General features: G+C 70.7%; 16 protein-coding genes. 10 read left to right on the forward strand and 6 right to left on the reverse strand.

The window, feature by feature from the left end:
- The first annotated feature begins 18 nt into the window (after window positions 1-18).
- The 5 genes from aroA (at window position 19) to gabT (ending at window position 6,391) form a co-directional block, all read left to right on the forward strand.
- The gene (aroA, locus tag JOB34_RS02840; protein ID WP_208051296.1) at window positions 19-1,320 is read left to right on the forward strand and encodes a 3-phosphoshikimate 1-carboxyvinyltransferase; all 1,302 of its coding nucleotides are present in this window, start codon (window positions 19-21) and stop codon (window positions 1,318-1,320) included.
- Window positions 1,317-2,402 carry a ribosome small subunit-dependent GTPase A gene (gene rsgA / locus JOB34_RS02845; protein ID WP_208051297.1) on the forward strand — a complete coding sequence of 362 codons (1,086 nt, stop codon included), beginning with the start codon at window positions 1,317-1,319 and terminating at the stop codon, window positions 2,400-2,402. The genes aroA and rsgA overlap by 4 nt, the downstream gene beginning before the upstream one ends.
- A 2-nt stretch (window positions 2,403-2,404) precedes the next feature.
- A complete protein-coding gene (locus JOB34_RS18010; RefSeq protein WP_208051298.1) occupies window positions 2,405-4,174 on the forward strand; it encodes an FUSC family protein in 1,770 nt (589 codons plus the stop codon).
- Window positions 4,171-4,965 carry a histidinol-phosphatase gene (gene hisN / locus JOB34_RS02855; RefSeq protein ID WP_208051299.1) on the forward strand — a complete coding sequence of 265 codons (795 nt, stop codon included), beginning with the start codon at window positions 4,171-4,173 and terminating at the stop codon, window positions 4,963-4,965. Before JOB34_RS18010 ends, hisN begins: the two co-directional genes overlap by 4 nt.
- 88 nt (window positions 4,966-5,053) lie before the next feature.
- The gene (gene gabT / locus JOB34_RS02860) at window positions 5,054-6,391 is read left to right on the forward strand and encodes a 4-aminobutyrate--2-oxoglutarate transaminase (protein WP_208051300.1); all 1,338 of its coding nucleotides are present in this window, start codon (window positions 5,054-5,056) and stop codon (window positions 6,389-6,391) included.
- Between the two features lie 9 nt (window positions 6,392-6,400).
- Here the strand turns inward: gabT and JOB34_RS02865 are convergent, their stop codons facing one another.
- Complete coding sequence (locus tag JOB34_RS02865) at window positions 6,401-6,961, reverse strand: DUF664 domain-containing protein (protein WP_208051301.1); 561 nt, start codon at window positions 6,959-6,961, stop codon at window positions 6,401-6,403.
- An 82-nt stretch (window positions 6,962-7,043) separates the two neighbouring features.
- Here JOB34_RS02865 and JOB34_RS02870 point away from each other — a divergent pair, with 82 nt between their 5' ends.
- The 3 genes from JOB34_RS02870 to JOB34_RS02880 are packed head-to-tail and all read left to right on the forward strand — an operon-like array spanning window position 7,044 to window position 8,214.
- Window positions 7,044-7,193, forward strand: a complete 150-nt coding sequence (locus JOB34_RS02870; RefSeq protein ID WP_179479424.1) for a hypothetical protein — start codon at window positions 7,044-7,046, stop codon at window positions 7,191-7,193.
- Window positions 7,190-7,780: a PRC-barrel domain-containing protein gene (locus JOB34_RS02875; RefSeq protein WP_208051302.1), complete on the forward strand. Its 591-nt coding sequence runs from the start codon at window positions 7,190-7,192 to the stop codon at window positions 7,778-7,780. The genes JOB34_RS02870 and JOB34_RS02875 overlap by 4 nt, the downstream gene beginning before the upstream one ends.
- On the forward strand, window positions 7,780-8,214 hold the full coding sequence (locus JOB34_RS02880; protein WP_208051303.1) for a PRC-barrel domain-containing protein: 435 nt from the start codon (window positions 7,780-7,782) through the stop codon (window positions 8,212-8,214). The genes JOB34_RS02875 and JOB34_RS02880 overlap by 1 nt, the downstream gene beginning before the upstream one ends.
- A gap of 5 nt (window positions 8,215-8,219) precedes the next feature.
- Here the strand turns inward: JOB34_RS02880 and JOB34_RS02885 are convergent, their stop codons facing one another.
- From JOB34_RS02885 to JOB34_RS02895, 3 genes are read right to left on the reverse strand one after another with little or no spacing between them, the layout of a single operon-like run.
- Window positions 8,220-9,566: a pitrilysin family protein gene (locus tag JOB34_RS02885; RefSeq protein ID WP_208051304.1), complete on the reverse strand. Its 1,347-nt coding sequence runs from the start codon at window positions 9,564-9,566 to the stop codon at window positions 8,220-8,222.
- A complete protein-coding gene (locus JOB34_RS02890) occupies window positions 9,563-10,849 on the reverse strand; it encodes a pitrilysin family protein (protein WP_208051305.1) in 1,287 nt (428 codons plus the stop codon). Before JOB34_RS02890 ends, JOB34_RS02885 begins: the two co-directional genes overlap by 4 nt.
- A 36-nt stretch (window positions 10,850-10,885) precedes the next feature.
- The gene (locus tag JOB34_RS02895; RefSeq protein WP_208051306.1) at window positions 10,886-12,313 is read right to left on the reverse strand and encodes an NAD(P)/FAD-dependent oxidoreductase; all 1,428 of its coding nucleotides are present in this window, start codon (window positions 12,311-12,313) and stop codon (window positions 10,886-10,888) included.
- A 123-nt stretch (window positions 12,314-12,436) separates the two neighbouring features.
- Here JOB34_RS02895 and JOB34_RS02900 point away from each other — a divergent pair, with 123 nt between their 5' ends.
- Window positions 12,437-13,207, forward strand: a complete 771-nt coding sequence (locus JOB34_RS02900) for an FHA domain-containing protein (protein ID WP_208051307.1) — start codon at window positions 12,437-12,439, stop codon at window positions 13,205-13,207.
- A 12-nt stretch (window positions 13,208-13,219) separates the two neighbouring features.
- On the forward strand, window positions 13,220-15,727 hold the full coding sequence (locus JOB34_RS02905) for an ATP-binding cassette domain-containing protein (protein ID WP_208051308.1): 2,508 nt from the start codon (window positions 13,220-13,222) through the stop codon (window positions 15,725-15,727).
- 3 nt (window positions 15,728-15,730) lie between these two features.
- On the opposite strand, the gene smpB is transcribed toward JOB34_RS02905, so the two are convergent.
- Window positions 15,731-16,201 carry an SsrA-binding protein SmpB gene (smpB, locus tag JOB34_RS02910; protein WP_179479408.1) on the reverse strand — a complete coding sequence of 157 codons (471 nt, stop codon included), beginning with the start codon at window positions 16,199-16,201 and terminating at the stop codon, window positions 15,731-15,733.
- A 30-nt stretch (window positions 16,202-16,231) separates the two neighbouring features.
- On the reverse strand, window positions 16,232-17,524 hold the full coding sequence (locus JOB34_RS02915; RefSeq protein WP_208051309.1) for a M23 family metallopeptidase: 1,293 nt from the start codon (window positions 17,522-17,524) through the stop codon (window positions 16,232-16,234).
- Window positions 17,525-17,533: the final 9 nt, after the last annotated feature.

Raw genomic sequence — 17,533 nt, forward strand, 5'->3', positions numbered from 1 at the left:
CCGATACCGTAGGTCCCGATGAGCAACCCTCCCCTGGATCCGCACGACTGGCAGGCGCCGCACGCGGCCGGCCCGATCGATGCCGACATCACGGTGCCCGGCAGCAAATCCCTCACCAACAGGTACCTGGTGCTCGCCGCGCTCGCTGCCGACACCTCGCGGTTGCGGCTGCCGCTGGAGTCGCGCGACACGCTCCTGATGGCCGACGCGCTGCGTGCGCTCGGCACCCGCATCGCTCATGAGGACGCCGAGACGCTGCGGATCGATCCCGCGCCGCTGCAGGGGCCCGCGCAGATCGACTGCGGCCTGGCGGGCACCGTGATGCGGTTCCTGCCACCCGTGGCCGCCCTGGCGCGCGGGAGGGTGGACTTCGACGGTGACGAGGGTGCACGGCGCCGGCCGATGGGTCCGGTGCTGGACGCGCTGCGAGCGCTCGGCGTGCCCGTCGAGGGCGACGGGCTGCCGTTCTCGATCGAGGGGTCGGGACGGGTGGCGGGCGGCACCGTGCATCTGGACGCTTCCGGTTCCTCCCAGTTCGTGTCGGCGTTGCTGCTGGCCGGTGCCCGGTACGACGACGGGGTGACCGTCGTGCACGACGGGAAGCCGGTGCCGTCGCTGCCGCACATCGAGATGACGGTGGAGGTGCTGCGCGACGCCGGCGTCATCGTCGACGACAGCGACGCGAACCAGTGGCGGGTCGAGCCGTCGGATATCTTCGCGCTCGACGTCGACGTGGAGCCCGACCTGTCCAACGCGGCACCGTTCCTCGCCGCGGCGTTGGTCGCCGGCGGCGAGGTGCGGGTGCCTGCCTGGCCGCACACGACGACCCAGGCCGGCGACCAGATCCGCGACATCCTGGACATGATGGGCGCCGAGGTGCGCCTGGACCGTGACGGCCTGTCGGTGCGCGGCGACGGCCAGATCGGCTCTCTCGACGTCGACCTGCACGACGTCGGCGAACTCACCCCGGTCATCGCCGCGCTGGCCGCGATGGCGGACGCCCCGTCGCACCTGCACGGCATCGCTCACCTGCGCGGCCACGAGACCGACCGGCTCGCGGCACTGGCCACCGAGCTGAGCCGCCTCGGCAGCGAGGTCACCGAGACCGACGACGGCCTGATCGTGCGTCCGCGAGCGTTGTCGCCCGACGTCTTCCTGACGTACGCCGACCACCGGATGGCGATGGCCGGCGCCGTCCTCGGTCTCCGGGTGCCGGGACTGGTGGTCCAGGACATCGGCACCGTGGCCAAGACCCTGCCCACCTTCACGACGTTGTGGGACTCGATGCTGCGTGGCGCGGACCGGGTCGGCACCCGGTGAGCAGACAGCGCGAGTACGACGAGAGCGACGTCCGGGTGCGCCCGGGGCGTCGCGGCTCGCGGCCGCGCACCAAGGAGCGTCCGGCGCATGCCGACGCTGTCATCGGCCTGGTCATCGGGGTCGACCGCGGACGATGGACCTGCCTGGTGCAGGACCGGCCGGTGATCGCGATGCGCGCCCGCGAGCTCGGCCGCAAGAGCGTGGTCGTGGGCGACCGGGTGGGCCTGGTGGGCGACACCACCGGCGATGCAGGCAGCCTGGCCCGGATCGTGCGCATCGAGCCGCGGACGAGCCTGCTGCGCCGTACCGCAGAGGACGACTCGGACAAGATCGAGCGGGTCATCGTGGCCAACGCCGACCAGCTCGCGATCGTGACCGCGCTGGCCGATCCGGAGCCGCGGCCGCGGATGGTCGACCGATGCCTCGTCGCGGCGTACGACGCGGGGATGGACCCGCTGCTGGTCCTCACCAAGTCCGACCTGCGCGACCCGACCCAGTTCCTGCAGGACTATGTCTCCCTCGACGTGCCGTACGTCGTGACGACGTCCGTGAGCGGCACCGAGGAGGGCGACGGAACCGACGGGCTGGCCGACCTGCGCGCCCGCCTGCAGGACCGGATGACCGTGCTCGTCGGACACTCCGGTGTCGGCAAGTCCACCCTCGTCAACGCGCTCGTGCCGCACGCCGGTCGGGCGATCGGCATCGTCAACGCCGTGACCGGCCGGGGACGGCACACCTCCACCTCGGCAGTGGCACTCCCGCTCGCCGACGGCGGCTGGGTCATCGACACCCCAGGCGTGCGGTCCTTCGGCCTGGCGCACGTCGACCTGGACCGGATCATCGACCACTTCCCCGACCTGGCCGCGGGCACGGACGAGTGCCCGCGCGGTTGCACCCACGACGAGCCGGAGTGCGGGCTGGACGCGTGGGTCGCGAACGGCAACGCCGGCCCGGCGGGCCCGTCGCGGCTGGAGTCGCTGCGCAGGCTGCTGCGCTCGCGTGCCGGCACCTCCGACGAGCACAGCTCCATGCCGGACGAACCCGGTGCACCACCCCTCGCGTCCGACCCCGCCGGGGACTGACCGTGGCGACCTGGGGTGTGCCGGAGACCGTCAGCCGGCAGGTGCTCACCTTCACCGAGATCAAATCGGTCGAGCCCGGTCGCTGGAAGTTCGCCCTCGAGGCGACGTTCCTGGCCGCCGTCTCGCTCACGGTCATCAGCCTGGTGCTCTCCCCGTCACTGGCGATCATTGGTCTCACCGGCGCGTTCCTCGCGACCATCGCACGCTCCCGGCCCTGGCGTGAGCGGCTGATCATCCTGTCGACGATGTACGTCGGATACCTCGCGTCGGTGACCCTCGGGGCGCTCACCGGGTCGCGCCCGTGGCTGCTCACCATCGTGCTGGTCCTGATCTCGCTGGTCGTCGTGCTGGCCTACAACGCACTGGTCAACGAGCAGCCCGGACCAATGTTCCTGATCATGGGCGCGGCCATCGCGTCCTACCTGCCGACCGTGCACGTCCCTGTCCACACGGTGATCGAGATCAACGCCCTGGGCACCGGGAGCGCCTGCGCCGTATCGCTGCTGATCCAGATCGCCAGGCGGGACACGACTGTCCACGACGCCGTCGACGACGCCCAGCAGGCCGTGCACGCCTACACCGAGACGGTCCCCGACCAGGGTGATCCCGCCGAGCGTGGTCTGCTGCGCGACCGGGCGTACGCCGCCGTCTTCCGCGCCAGCACCGTGCTGGAGGCGGCCGTCGGGTCGAAGCCGCGCAGCCGCCGCTGGTCCCGGGACAACCTGCGGCTGCGGCAGTTGCACGCCGACCTGGTCCGCCGCATCTCGCTGGCCGGGCTGCACGCCGCGCCGGTCGCTGCGGACAAGATGGAGGGCCAGCGGTACCTGGGGTCGCCGTCGTTCGCCTACCTGCTGCGCTGGGGCCTGTCCCAGCGGTCGCTGCCCTGGCTCGCCGCCCGCCGGCTCGCGGCCGCGGTGCTGCTCACCTGTGCCGTGTCGTACGGGCTGCACCTCGGGCATCCGTACTGGGCCGTGCTCACCACCGCGCTGATCATCACCGTGGGGGCCGACCGCCTGTCGCTGACCCACCGCGCGCTGCACCGGCTCGCAGGGACCCTCGCCGGGGTGCTGGTCTTCTTCGCGCTGCACGCGCTGCACGTAAGCGGCGTGCTGCTACTCGGCGTCGCGCTGCTGCTGGTCTTCCTGATGCAGATGGTCGTGGTGCGCAACTACGCGCTCGGCGGCATCTTCATCACGCCGATGGCGCTGCTCATCTCCACCGCGGACAACCCCTACCAGCCGGTCGGGCACATCGCCGGGCTGCGCATCCTCGACACGGCCGTGGGCGCGGCCTCGTCGTTGATCGTCATCTGGGTGAGCAGCCGGGGCACCCCGGTCATCCTCGTCCGACGCCAGTACCGCCGTGCGCTGCGCGCGCTCGAACGGGTGCTGGTGATGCTGGCGGACGGCGAGCAGTCGACGCCGGCAGGCTTCGAGGCGCGCCGTGACCTGTCCTTCGAGCAGTTGCAGTGCGCGCAGGTGCTGCAGATCGCCCAGGTGGACCTGCCCCTCACTCTCGGCAGCTGGGGCGAGCTGGAAGCGGCCCTCAACAAGCTGTCGTACACCGTCCTTGCGGCCTGCTGGACGGTCAATCCGCCGGCGACCCTGCACGCGGACGCGATGGCCGCTCGGCTACAGCGCATCCTGTCCAAACTGCCTCCGGTCAGCCGCACCCTCGTCGACGCGCACGAGCTCGCGAAGGATCTGCACGACGTACTGCGCATCGGGATGGCGCGCGATCGAGCGGCCTCCGCGGATACGGTCTCGGGATGATTCCACCCGGCGACCGCGTCTACGACGACGACGTGCGGATCGCGCACGTCCTCGCCGACGCGGTCGAGCCCACCACGACAGGACGCTTCCGCGCCGACGATCTGTCGGTCTCGACCAAGCCCGATCTCACGCCGGTCACCGAGGCCGACCTCTCCGCCGAGCGCACCATCCGCGCCCAGCTCTCCCGCGCCCGCCCCCGCGACAGCGTGAAGGGCGAGGAGTTCGGCGTCACCGGCACCGGCCAGCGCCAGTGGGTCATCGACCCCATCGACGGCACCAAGAACTTCGTACGCGGCGTGCCCGTCTGGGCGACCCTCATCGGGCTCATCGATGCCGGCGAACCGGTCGTCGGACTCGTCTCCGCGCCCGCGCTCGGGCGGCGCTGGTGGGCCGGGCGCGGCACCGGAGCCTGGACCGGGCGTTCCCTGTCCAGCGCGAAACCCATTGCCGTGTCGGGTGTCTCGAAGCTTTCCGACGCGTCCTTCTCCTACTCCAGCCTCAGCGGCTGGCGCGAGCGGCACCGTCTGGACGCCGTCGTCACGCTGATGGACGAGTGCTGGCGCACCCGCGCGTACGGCGACTTCTGGTCCTACATGCTGGTGGCCGAGGGCGCGGTCGACATCGCCGCCGAGCCGGACCTGGAGGACTACGACATGGCCGCGCTGGTGCCCATCGTCACCGAGGCCGGCGGGCGCTTCACCGGCCTCGACGGGCGCGACGGTTGTTGGAGCGGCAACGCCGTGGCCACCAACGGATTGCTGCACGACGAGGTGCTCGCGCGCCTCAGCTGATCTGCGTTTCGATATCGAATGATCGCGGTGGCACACTTCTACCGGGACGATGTCGTCGTCGTTCCGAAGCCGTCCTGAAGGAGTACCCATGTCCGTCGTCGAGCACACCGAGCTGGCCCAGCGGCGCGAGCTGCGCACCGAGCTGCCCGGACCCAAGTCACGAGCCCTGGCCGAGCGTCGGGCGGCGGTCGTCGCGTCCGGTGTCGCCTCGACGATGCCCGTCTACGTCGCCCGTGCGGGCGGCGGGGTCATCGAGGACGTCGACGGCAACACCCTCATCGACCTCGGGTCGGGCATCGCGGTGACGAGCGTCGGTAACTCCGACGCCCGCGTCGTCGCCGGCGTCCAGGAGCAGGTCGCCGACTTCACGCACACCTGCTTCATGATCAGCCCGTACGAGGAGTACGTCGCCGTCGCGGAGAAGCTGGCAGAGCTGACTCCCGGCGACCACGCCAAGAAGTCGGCGCTCTTCAACTCCGGCGCCGAGGCCGTCGAGAACGCGATCAAAGTCGCGCGCTACGCCACCGGCCGCACCGCGGTGGTCGCGGTCGACCACGCCTACCACGGGCGTACCAACCTGACGATGGCCCTGACCGCGAAGGCGATGCCCTACAAGCTGGGCTTCGGCCCCTTCGCCTCCGACATCTACCGAGTGCCGACGTCCTACCCGTTCCGCGACCCCGACGGCATGACGGGCGAGCAGGCCGCGCAGCGCGCGATCGCCGCCGCGGAGAAGACCATCGGCGCCGACCAGATCGCCGCCGTCATCATCGAACCGATCCAGGGCGAGGGCGGTTTCATCGTCCCCGCGCCCGGCTTCCTGTCCGCGATGGCGAACTGGTGCACGGCCAACGGCATCGTCTTCATCGCCGATGAGGTGCAGAGCGGCTTCGCGCGCACCGGCTCCTGGTTCGCCAGCGATCACGAGGGCGTCGTACCGGACCTGGTCACCACGGCCAAGGGCATCGCCGGCGGGCTGCCGCTCGCCGCGGTCACCGGTCGGGCCGAGCTGATGGACGCCGTGCACGTGGGCGGCCTCGGCGGCACGTACGGCGGCAACCCCGTCGCCTGCGCTGCGGCACTCGGCGCCATCGAGACCATGGCCGCCGACGGCCTGCTCGAGCGCGCCACGCACATCGAGGACCTGGTCAAGGCTCGGCTGCGCACCCTCGCCGAGACGACGCCGGAGATCGGCGACATCCGTGGCCGGGGCGCGATGCTGGCCATCGAGATCGTCAAGCCGGGCACGAAGGAGCCGGACGCCGCGCGCACCGCCGCCGTGGCGAAGAAGTGCCACGAGCAGGGCGTCGTCATCCTCACCTGCGGCACCTACGGCAACGTGATCCGGCTGCTCCCGCCGCTGGTGATCTCCGACGAGTTGCTGGGTGAGGGCCTGGACGTGCTGACAGAGGCCTTCGCCTCCTGACGGAGGTCTTCACTGCCCCACCCGGCCGTCGATGCACTCCCTGAGCAGATCGGCGTGCCCGCAGTGCCGGGCGTACTCCTCGGTGCGGTGCACGAGCAGTTCGCGCACCGCGATGCCGTCCGCGCCCAGCCGCTCACCCAGGTCGGTGTGCTCGGCGAGCGTCCCGTCGGTCGCGGCCTGCTCGCGGGCCGGGTCGGCGTAGGCGGCGTCGACGACCGGCTGCTCGCCGACCGCTCCGTCGAAGTCACCGTCGTCGCCGCCGTAGAGGCCGGGGAGTCGTTCGCCGACGCTGATCCAGTTGCGCCAGTCGCGCTCGACCTCGGCCAGATGGCGCAGCAGCCCGAGCAGCGACATGGTGGACGGCGGCACCGAACGCCGCGCCAGTTGCTCGGGATTCAGGCCTTCGCATTTCATCCGCAGGGTCCAGCGGTGATCCCGTAGGTAGTCCTGCAGCGTCGCGAGCTCACCGTCAGGGCTCACGCCGTCGCTGTTGCGCGGGTCCTGGTCCGGGTCGGTCCACATGTCGGGATAGACGCTCGCCGCCGTCCATCGTGCCGGGGTGTCGGTCATGCCCGCCATGTTGCACCCCGGGGGTGGACTAGGGTCGGGAGCATCGTTTGACGAATGTGGCTGACAACATGGAGGTTCCGCGATGAGCTGGTGGGTCTGGTTGATCGTGATCGTGGTGATCGTCCTGTTGCTCGTGGGGGCCGTCCTCGCCGTGCAGGCACGACGACGGCGCGGCGGCGTGATCGTCGATCCGGCCGGCTCGCCGCGCACCAAGGGCGGTGGTGGGCGATGACCCGCCTGATGCGCACCTCCAAGCTCGCCAAACGACCGGTGGTCACGATGGGCGGTGAGGACGTCGCTCAGATCAAGGACGTCGTGTACGCCGCGGGCGGCGGTCAGGTCGGCGGCTTCACCCTCGCGGGACGCGGACTGTTCGCCGGGCCGTTGAAGAAGGCCCTGGCGTGGACCTCGGTGGCCTCCCTCGGTGCCGACGCGGTGATGATCGCCGATGAGGACGCGCTCGAATCGACCGAGGCCGTCCTCGACAGGTCCGCGTCGAGCGGAGGGTCCGGCGGCAACGTGCTGGGTTCGCAGGTGCTCACCGACGCGGGCGTCGACCTCGGCAAGGTCGTCGACGTGATCATCGAGGTGTCGCAGGGCGGTTCGGGCCAGTGCGACGTGGTCGGCTACGAGATCGAGGCGTCCGAGGCGCTGGGCAGCAGTGGCACCGACGTGCTGATCCCGTTGCCGGACACCATCTCCGTCTCCGGCGAGCACCTCATCGTGCCGGCGAGCGCGAAGGACTTCGTCGGACACGACCTCGCCGGTTTCGGCGCGGCCGTCAAGCAGTTCCGGGCCCAGTTGAAGGCGGACCGCTGATGCGTTTCAAGAAGGCGACCGGACGCAAGGTCGTGAGTCTGGCCACCGCGGAGACGGTGGGCAAGGTCTCCCGCTTCGTGATCGACGTCCCGCAGCGCAGGATCGCCGCGCTGGTGCTGCGCAAGACCGACAAGCACGGGGAGATCCTCACCTGGAGCGACGTGACCGGCTTCGGCGACGACGCGGTTACGGTGGCCGACGTCGGGGTGCTGTCCGAGGCGGACGGGCCGATGAAGGAACTGTCGGACAAGGACTACCAGCTCATGGGCAAGCGGGTGCTCAGCACCCGCGGCGACGACCTCGGCGAGGTCAAGGACGTCGACTTCGACCCGGGCACCGGTCTGCTGGAGACGATCCACTACCCGGACGGCTCGGCCCGCGGCGACGCACTGGTCGGCATCGGCACCTACGCCGCCGTGATCGACGTCGACTGAGCCGCTCAGACGACGGTGACGTCGCCGCGCCCGAGAGCGCGTACGGCGTCCGCGTGAGCCTCGGCGTCCCCGACCAGCACCAGCGTGCGAGGCTGCCTGCCCCATCGCGTCCACGCCTGCGCCAGGTCCTCGGCGGTCAGTCCACGAAGGTCGCGCAGGTAGTCGGTGACGAAACCGGTGTCGAGCCCGTCCAGCGCGAGGGCCGCCGCCTCGTCGGCGACCGCGTCCGCCGTGGCGTACCGCCCCGGCGCCGTCATCCCGACGTAGTCCACGCCGGAGCGCAACTCCTCCTGGGTGAAGCCGTCGGCGACGCCGTCCAGCACCTCCCACAGCAGCTCCACGGCGGGGGCGGTCACGTCGCCACGCACGGAGCCGCCCGCCACGAAGGTGCCGCTGGCACCGCGGGGCCGGAAACCGGCGCCGAATCCGTAGGTGTAGCCCTTGTCCTCGCGCAGCACCCGGTCGATCCGCGCTCCGGGTGAGCCGCCGACCAGGTAGGCCAGCACCGGGTACGGCGCCCATCCGCCGTCGACCCGCCGCGACGGACCGCCCCACCCGAGCTGCACCTGGGTCTGCACCGATCCGGGCCGGTGCACGAAGACCACGCGGTCACCGCCGGCACGCGGCAGGTCCAGCACACCGGAGCCGGCCGACCCCGTGCCCGTCGTGGACCACGTGCCCAGCGTCGCGTCAACGGCGGCGTGCACCTCGGCGGCGTCCAGGTCGCCCGCCACCAGCACCCGGGCGCCATCGGCGGTCACGTGCGCGGCGTGGAAGTCGCGGCAGGCGGCGGCGTCGATCGCGCGCACCGTCGCGGTGCGCCCGGCGACCGGGCGGCTGGCCCGCGCGGTCGGGTCGTAGTAGGCGTCGATCCACTCCAGTGCAGCCCGTGACCCCGGGTCGGCCAGCTCATGCTCGATGTCGGAAAGACGTTGCGCGACATGGCGACTGACCTCCTCCTCGGGGAAGGCCGGCTCGCTCAGGCACTCCCGGGCCAGGTCCAGTGCAGGGCGCAGCGCACCCGTCGCGACCTCCAGCTGCACGGTCAGGCCGAGCAGCGTCTGGCTCGCCGCGAGTGCGATGCCGCTGCCCTCGAGCAGGCCCGCGAACTCGTCCGCGGTGTGCGACCGGGTGCCCTCGTCCATGGTCCGCGACACGATGGTGGCGAGCCCCTCGCGGTCCGTCGGCTCCAGGGTCGCGGGCAGCGGGATGACCACCTGGACCGAGGCCACGTGCTGTCCCGGTCGATGGAAGACCGACAGCGGGATGCCGTTGCGCAGCGTGGTGTCGACGGGTTCGCGGAACGACCACGCGGCGGGCGGTCGGACCTGCGGGCGTTCGAGGCTGGTCATGCGTCGTCCTTCGCGCTGTCGGTCCTGCGGTAGACGACCGTGGCGGTGTTGTCCGGCTGCAGGTACCGCGCCGCGGCCTGCTGGATCTGCTCTGGCGTCACGGCGAGCAGCTCCTCCAGATGGGTGTTCACGTAGGTCGGGTCGTCGTGCAGGAGGGTGTACTGGCTGATGAAATCGGCCCGCTCCTGGGTGCTGGCGAAGGCCTGCAGCACGTCGCGGGTCGCGCCCGCGCGCAGCACCTGCATCTCCTCCTCCGTCGGCGGTGATGCGGCCAGCGTCATGAGCTCCTCGTGCACGGCGGTCTCCAACTCGGCCACGGAGTGTCCCTGCGCGACGTCGGCGCCGAGCATGCCGAGCGAGACCCCGCCGGCGAGACCGAACGCGCTGCGGAAGACGTGGTCTGCCAGGCGCTCCCGGCGTACGACGCGGCGGTAGAGCCGCGACGTGGCCATTCCTGCGAGCAGGTCCATCGCGAGTTCGCAGGCGAGGTAGTCGTCGGTGCGGTCACCGGGCAGCCGGAAGGCGATGTAGACCCGGTCGCTCGGCACGTCCTCGACGCGCTCCACCCGTACCGGCGTGGTCAGCGGGGGCAGCGGCGCGGTCGGCGGCACCGGCGGGCGTTGCACGGTCGGCAGGTCACCGAAATACCTTGCAGCGGCGTCGAATCCGGCCTCGACGCTCACGTCGCCGCACAACGTGAGGACAGTGTTGCTGGGGCGGTAGTGGGCCGCGAAGAACGAGCGCACGTCCTCCAGGGACGCCGCGTCCAGATCCTCCATGGACCCGATGGTGCTGTGGTGGTAGGGGTGCCCTTCGGGGAAGACGGCGGCGTAGATGTCGGGCAGCGCTTTGCCGTAGGGCCGGTTGTCGTAGCGCTGGCGCTTCTCCTCCTTGACCACGTCGCGCTGGTTGTCCAGGTTGGCCTGGTTGACCGCATCGAGCAGGTGGCCGTGCCGGTCGGCCTCCATCCACAGCGCGAGGTCGAGCGCGCCGGTCGGCACCACCTCGAAGTAGTTGGTGCGGTCGAACCAGGTGGTCGCGTTGAGTCGGGCACCCGCGGCCTGCAGCCGGGAAAAGTGCTCGCCCTCGGCGACGTTGCGCGACCCCTGGAACATCAGGTGCTCGAAGAGGTGCGCGAACCCGGTACGGCCGACCGCCTCGTGGCGTGACCCGACGGCGACCCACAGGTTGACCGCGACGGTGGGCACGTTGTGGTCCGGCGCGACGACCACCCGCAACCCGTTGGGCAGCGTGCAGGTCTCGACCTGATAGTCCAGCGGCATGCACCCCACCCTAGGGAGGCGGGTGCGCCGCTCCCGTCAGCCGGTCTCTCCGGCCAGTCGGTCGATGGCGACCGCGCGCGTGCGATCCAGGTCCCCGTCGCTGTTGGTGATGGACGGGGTGAAGTCTTCGCCCAGCCTCTGTATGGCGACCCGGGCGTAGATCTGCTGCTCGGTCGAGGTGCGCTCACCGCGGCCCCGGCCGAGGAAGGACACCACCCAGTGGAAGAACGTGCCGATCTGACTCTTGAATCCGATGATGTAGACGAGGTGCACCCCCAGCCACATGACCCAGGCCACGAAACCGGAGACCTCGACCTTGCCGATCTTGGCGACGGCGCTGAACCGCGAGACGGTCGCCATCGAACCCTTGTCGAAGTAGTGGAACGGCTTGTCGTCGGGGGTACCCGCGAGCCGCGCCTTGATCCGCTTCGCCGCGTACTTGCCGCCCTGGATCGCGACCTGTGCGACACCGGGCAGATTGTCCAGCGCGATCATGTCGCCGACCAGGAAGATCTCCGGGTGGCCGGGCAGCGTCAGGTCCTTCTCGACGTGCACCCGCCCGTTGCGGTCGACCTGTGCGCCGGTCTTCTCCGCCAGCATCCGGCCGAGCGGGCTGGCGGACACCCCCGCTGCCCAGACCTTGCACAGCGCTTCGATGCGGTGCCGGGTGCCGTCGTGCGACTCGTACTCGATGCCCTCGGCGTCGACGTCGACGACCTTCGCGCCGAGCGTGACGGTGACCCCGAGCTTCTCGAGGCGGCGCTTGGCCTTCCCGCCGAGGCGGTCGCCGTACGGCGGGAGCACCTTGTCCATCGCGTCGAGCAGCACGATGTGCGCGTGCTGGGACTTGATGGCCCGGAAGTCGTGCGACAGGGTCCGCTTCGACAGCTCGGCGATCTGGCCGGCCATCTCGACCCCGGTGGCCCCGGCGCCGACCACCACGAACGTCATCAGCCGGGTCACGTCGTCGGTGCGACCGGACGCCGCGGCCATCTCCGCCAGTTCGAAGGAGCCGAAGATCCGCCCCCGCAGCTCCAGGGCGTCGTCGATGCTCTTCATCCCCGGGGCGAACCGCGCGAACTGGTCGTTGCCGAAGTAGGACTGACCGGCACCCGCCGCGACGATGAGGCTGTCGTACTCGTAGACGTGCCGCTGGTCGAGCGCGTCGGTGACCACCTGGTGCTTGTCGACGTCGATGCCCGTGACATGACCGAAGAACACCTGCGCGTTCTTCTGCCGGGCCAGCACCTCGCGGGTCGAGGGGGCGATCAGGCCCTCGGACAGGATCCCGGTCGCGACCTGGTAGAGCAGCGGCTGGAAGAGGTGGTGCGTCGTGCCGGAGATCAACGTGACGTCGACGTCGGCACGCTTGAGGGCCCGTGCGGCGAAGAGACCACCGAAGCCCGAACCGACGATGACGACGCGGTGTCGCCGGGTTGCCTGGGGTGCCAGCGAAGCCTGCATTCCTCCAAGGTAGTCCGGAGTGCCGTGATCACGCATCGTGCAGCATTAGTGTGGGGCCCGATGTGACCAGACTCGCAGCACCTGACGCCTGACACCGAGCCTTTTTCGAAACGTGGAGACGCCATGAGCCACCCGCACGACCCCTACCGGCCGCCGGAGAACGGCGGCACCGGTGCCGCCCGGCAGGACTTCGGCGAGCACGCAGGTGGCGAGCGGCCGCCGTACGGCGACCCACAGGCCCGAGGTGGCGACTCCCCCGCCCGCCAGCACTACGGCGAGCAGGGCGACACCGGCCGGCCGACGGGTCCGGCGCAGCCCGCACCCATCGTGTGGCATCGCACGACCTCCCCGTCCGCGCCGCGCGGGTGGTCCGGACCGCACCCGTTCGACGCGCCGCAGCCGCGTGAGGTCTTCGTGCCGCCCGCGCCCGTGACCGAGTCCTCGATCCACCCGCCGGTGGCGGCCCCGGCCGTGGCGCCCGCCCCGTCGCCGGAGAAGCAGGCCGCGCCCGAACCTGCACCGGCCCCCGCGCCGGCACGTCAGGAGCCGCCTGCTCCGGTCGCCTTCCCTGAACCGGTCCCCGCACCCGTGCCCGCGCAGCAGCCCTCCGCACCCCGCGACCCCGAGCCGGCGGACACCTCCGACGACGAGGAGGCGCTCACGATCGGTCGCGGCCGCGGCAACTCCATCGTGCTGGACGACATGCTGGTCTCGCGCCACCACGTGCGGATCACCGCCGACGACGACGGGCTGGTCCTGCAGGATCTCGGCAGCCGCAACGGCACCTACGTCAACGGCCACCGCGTGGAGCGCACGGCGTTGCACGAGGGAGACCGGTTGGGCATCGGCGCCACGACGTTCGAGGTGCGCGACGGCTGGCTCGTGAGCGTCTGAGCCGCGCCCTCCATGGACGGATACGACGACCGCGGCCACGCGGGCGATCTCACGCTGGCCTTCCCCGGCGGGGTGCGCCCGCTCGCGCCCGGGGAGTCGATCACCGTGGGACGTTCGCGCGACTGCGAACTTAGCATCCCCGAGGCCGGCGCCTCGCGACGGCACGTCGGGCTGACCCGTCAGGGTGCCACCGTCGTCGCCAGCGATCTCGGCAGCGCGAACGGCACCTGGATCGACGGGCGGCGGATCACCGGGCCGACCGTCGTACCGGCCGGGGGCGTCATCCGGCTCGGCGGAGCGCAGGGACCGACGTTGCAGGTCCGGTTCGTCCCGGCGCCGGCTCCCCAGCCGAGCGGTGTCCCCGCCGGGCAGCTGCCCCGCAGCCGCCCCACCGCTGCCCCGGCGCCCGCCCTGGCACCCAGTAATACCGGCGTCGTCTTCGACCGCTACCAGCTGCCGAGCGGTCCGATGCCCGAACGCAGACCCGAACCCGGCGGGTACGCCGCCGTGAGTTCCTCTGTGCCGCAGGTCATCCCGGCGCCCGACCAGTTCAGACCGGACCGCGGCGGATGGCAGCCCTCGGGTCCGATGGTGCTCGGCATCGGGCGCGGCCTGGAGAACCAGATCGTGCTCGATGACCTGCTGGTCTCGCGGCGGCACACCGAGCTGGTGCCGCAGGACGGCGGGTTCGAGGTGCACGACCTCGGCAGCCGCAACGGCACCTACGTCAACGGGCAGCGTGTCGAGGTGGGACGGCTCGGCGAGGGCGACCTGCTCGCGGTCGGGCACTCCCGCTTCACGGTGCGCCACGGACAGCTGGTCGCCAGCGTCGACCAGGGCGACGTCGCATTCATCGCCAACCACCTGTCGTACGCGCTGTCGGACGGCAAGCTGCTGCTCGACGACGTGTCGTTCGCGCTGCCCGGGTCGAGCCTGCTGGCGATCATCGGCCCGTCGGGCGCCGGCAAGTCCACGATGCTGAAGGCGCTGACCGGCTCGCAGCCCGCGACCAGCGGCGAGGTCTACTACGACAGCCGCGACCTCTACCAGAACTTCCAGGACCTACGGCACCGCATCGGCGTGGTCCCGCAGGACGACGTGGTGCACCGCCAGCTCACCGTCCGTCAGGCGTTGCGCTTCGCCGCGGAGCTGCGCTTCCCCGACGACCTGGACGCGCACCTGCGGATGCAGCGCGTCGAGGAGGTGATGGCCGAGCTCGGGCTGTCCGAGCACGCCGACACCCGGGTCGACCGCCTTTCCGGCGGACAGCGCAAGCGCACCTCGGTCGCGTTGGAGCTGCTGACCCGGCCGTCCCTGCTCTTCCTGGACGAGCCGACGTCCGGGCTGGACCCCGGCCTGGACAAGCAGGTCATGCAGACCCTGCGGGATCTCGCCGACGGCGGTCGGACGGTCGCGGTGATCACCCACAGCGTCGCCAACCTGCACGTCTGCGACAAGGTGCTGCTGCTCGCACCGGGTGGCAGGGTCGCCTACTTCGGTCCGCCGGACCAGCTGCTGCCGTTCTTCGGCGCCCGCGACCACGCCGACGTCTTCAACGCGGTCACGGCAGACCCGGGCGGCGTCCAGCACCGGTTCCGCACCTCGCCCCTGCAGGACGAGCAGGTGGCGGGTCCGTTGCGTGCGCCGCGCGGCGACGGTGGACCCCGGGAGCGGCCGCCGCGCCAGCAGAGCATCACCTCGCAGCTGTCCACGCTGGCCCGGCGGCACGTCCGGGTGATCCTGGCCGACCGCGGCTACGCGGCGTTCATGGTGCTGCTCCCGATCGTGTTGGCGCTGCTCACGACGGTGGTGCCCGGCAGGTACGGCCTGTCGTTCACGACGTTCCTGGAGGGCGGTCAGCCGATCCCCCGGTCCGGCATCGAGGCCAGTCAGATCCTGGTGATCCTGATCCTCGGATCGGTCTTCATGGGTACGGCGGTGAGCGTGCGGGAGCTGGTCGGAGAGCGAGCGATCTTCAAGCGGGAGAAGGCCGTCGGGCTGTCCAGCACCGGTTACGTCCTGGCGAAACTGCTGATCTTCGGACTGCTGACCCTGGTGCAGGCGGTCGTGCTGGTGCTGCTGGTCGAGACGCGCAAGGCGCCCCCGAGTAGTGCCGTGCTGCTGGGCTCGCCCACGCTGGAGCTGATCATCGCGTGCTGGCTCACCGCCTTGTCGGCGATGGCGCTGGGGCTGCTGATGTCGAGCGTCGTACGCACCTCTGAGCAGGTCATGCCGCTGCTGGTGGTCTCGATCATGGCGCAGCTGGTGCTGTGCGGCGGCCTCTTCCCCGTCACGGGACGGATCGTGCTCGAGCAGGTGTCCTGGCTCGCGCCGGCCCGATGGGGATTCAGCCTGGCCGCGGTGACCGTCGACCTCGACCGGTTCACGTTGAACGACAAGGATCCGCTGTGGCAGCACACGCTGAGCAACGGCACGCTCGCCGCCTCGATGCTCCTGCTGCTGACCGCGCTCTTCGCGGGGCTGACCCTGTGGCGCCTCACCCTCAAGACCAGCGAGTAGCCGCTACAGCTTGCGGCGCAGCGACATCGCGCGTTGCGCCTCGCGGTCGTCCTGCCGCTCGCGCAGCGCCTGCCGCTTGTCATAGAGCTTCTTGCCTCGTGCCAGCGCGATCTCGACCTTGACCTTGCCGTCGACGAAGTAGAGCGACAGCGGGATCAGGGTGTGCCCGCTCTCGCGGGACTTGATCAGCAGCTTCTCGATCTCCTCGCGGTGCATGAGCAGCTTGCGGCGACGGCGCGCGGAGTGGTTGGTCCAGGTGCCCTGCAGGTACTCCGGGATGTGCACGTTCTCAAGCCACAGCTCACCGTCACGCTCGCTGGCGTAGCCGTCACCGAGGGAGGCGCGGCCCATCCGCAGGCTCTTGACCTCGGTGCCCATGAGGACGAGGCCCGCCTCGACCGTGTCCTCGATGAGGTAGTCGTGACGCGCCTTCTTGTTGTTGGCAATGATCTTCTTGCCGGATTCTCTGGGCACCCGTCAATGGTACGGAGCGGGGCAAACCGGTTACTGCAACCAGATCATCGGGTTGACGTAGGTGCCGTTGTCGAGCACCGCGAAGTGCAGGTGGCAGCCGGTGGAGCGGCCCGTCGTACCGGAGTAGCCGATCAGCTGGCCGCGCGTGACCGGTCCGCTCGTGACCACGAAACGGCTGAGGTGCTCGTACTCGCTCGCGAGGTTCTGGCCGTCCACGAAGCCGTGATCGATCACGATATGGCCGCCGGCGATGCTGTCGGTGGCCGCCTCGATCACGGTGCCGGGAGCCGCCGCATGCACCGGGGTGCCGCAGGCATAGGGGAAGTCGTCCCCGGCGTGCAGCATCAGCACGTGCAGCACCGGATTCACCCGCATGCCGAAGACCGACACGATGCTGGACAGCGGCATCGGCGGGGTGAAGTAACCGTTGCCGCGAGGCGCGGACGTCGCGGGGCGGGCCGTCGCGGTGGACGAGGAGCGGTGCTGCAGTTTGGCCAGGGCGATCGCCCTCAACCGCAGGATGCCGCCCAGCCGAGCCGACTCCGCCTTCTGCGTCTTCAGATTCGCCAGCTCGATCGTCTTCTGCTTCGACAGGCTGTTGCGGGCCAGGGTCTGAGTGCGCTGGAGGGCGACGAGCCGGGTCTGAGCGGTCTGCGCCTCGTTGCGAGCCGTCGTCGCGGCGATGACGGCGTTGTCGGCCTGGATCTTCAGACCGGCGACCCGGCGACGGGTGGCCGCGAGGGTCAGCCCCTGTGCCTTCTGCGTCGCACGCTGGCTGGACAACTTGGTGAGGATGCCGTTCTGCTGGCGCAGCAGCAGGTCGGCGATCGACGCCTCGTCGGCGACATCCGAGCCGTTCGCGCCGTTGGAGCCGAGGATCTGCAGGGTCAACGCGAAGTTGCCGAGACCGCCGGCCTCATAGCTGCGCCGGGCGATGCCACCGACCAGGATGGTGGTGCGCGCCTGGGCGGCCGCCGTGACCTTGATGGCGGCGGTGTTCTTACCCTCGGTCGCCTGCGCTGCGCTCAGCTCGCCGGCGACGATCGTGCTGTGGTTCTGTGCTCCGGTGAGGGCCGACTGCTTGGCGCTCACCTGCCGACGGGCGCCGGCGACGGCCTTCGTGGTGCTGTCCAGCTTGGCTTGCGCAGCCACCAGCGCCACACCGATGTCGTCGAGATCGGCCTCCGTGGTCTTGATCCGGGCGTCGGTCTTCTTCTTCGCCGTGCCGGGGTCGTCGGCATACGCCCGCACCGACACCGTGGTCGCACTGATCGCCACGAGGGCGCCCGCGAGGACGCGCACGATACGCACCGGGATCGACATAGCGAATAC

Origin of the sequence: Allobranchiibius sp. GilTou38, from assembly GCF_017565325.1 — a bacterium.
GTDB classification, from domain to species: Bacteria; Actinomycetota; Actinomycetes; order Actinomycetales; family Dermatophilaceae; genus Allobranchiibius; species Allobranchiibius huperziae.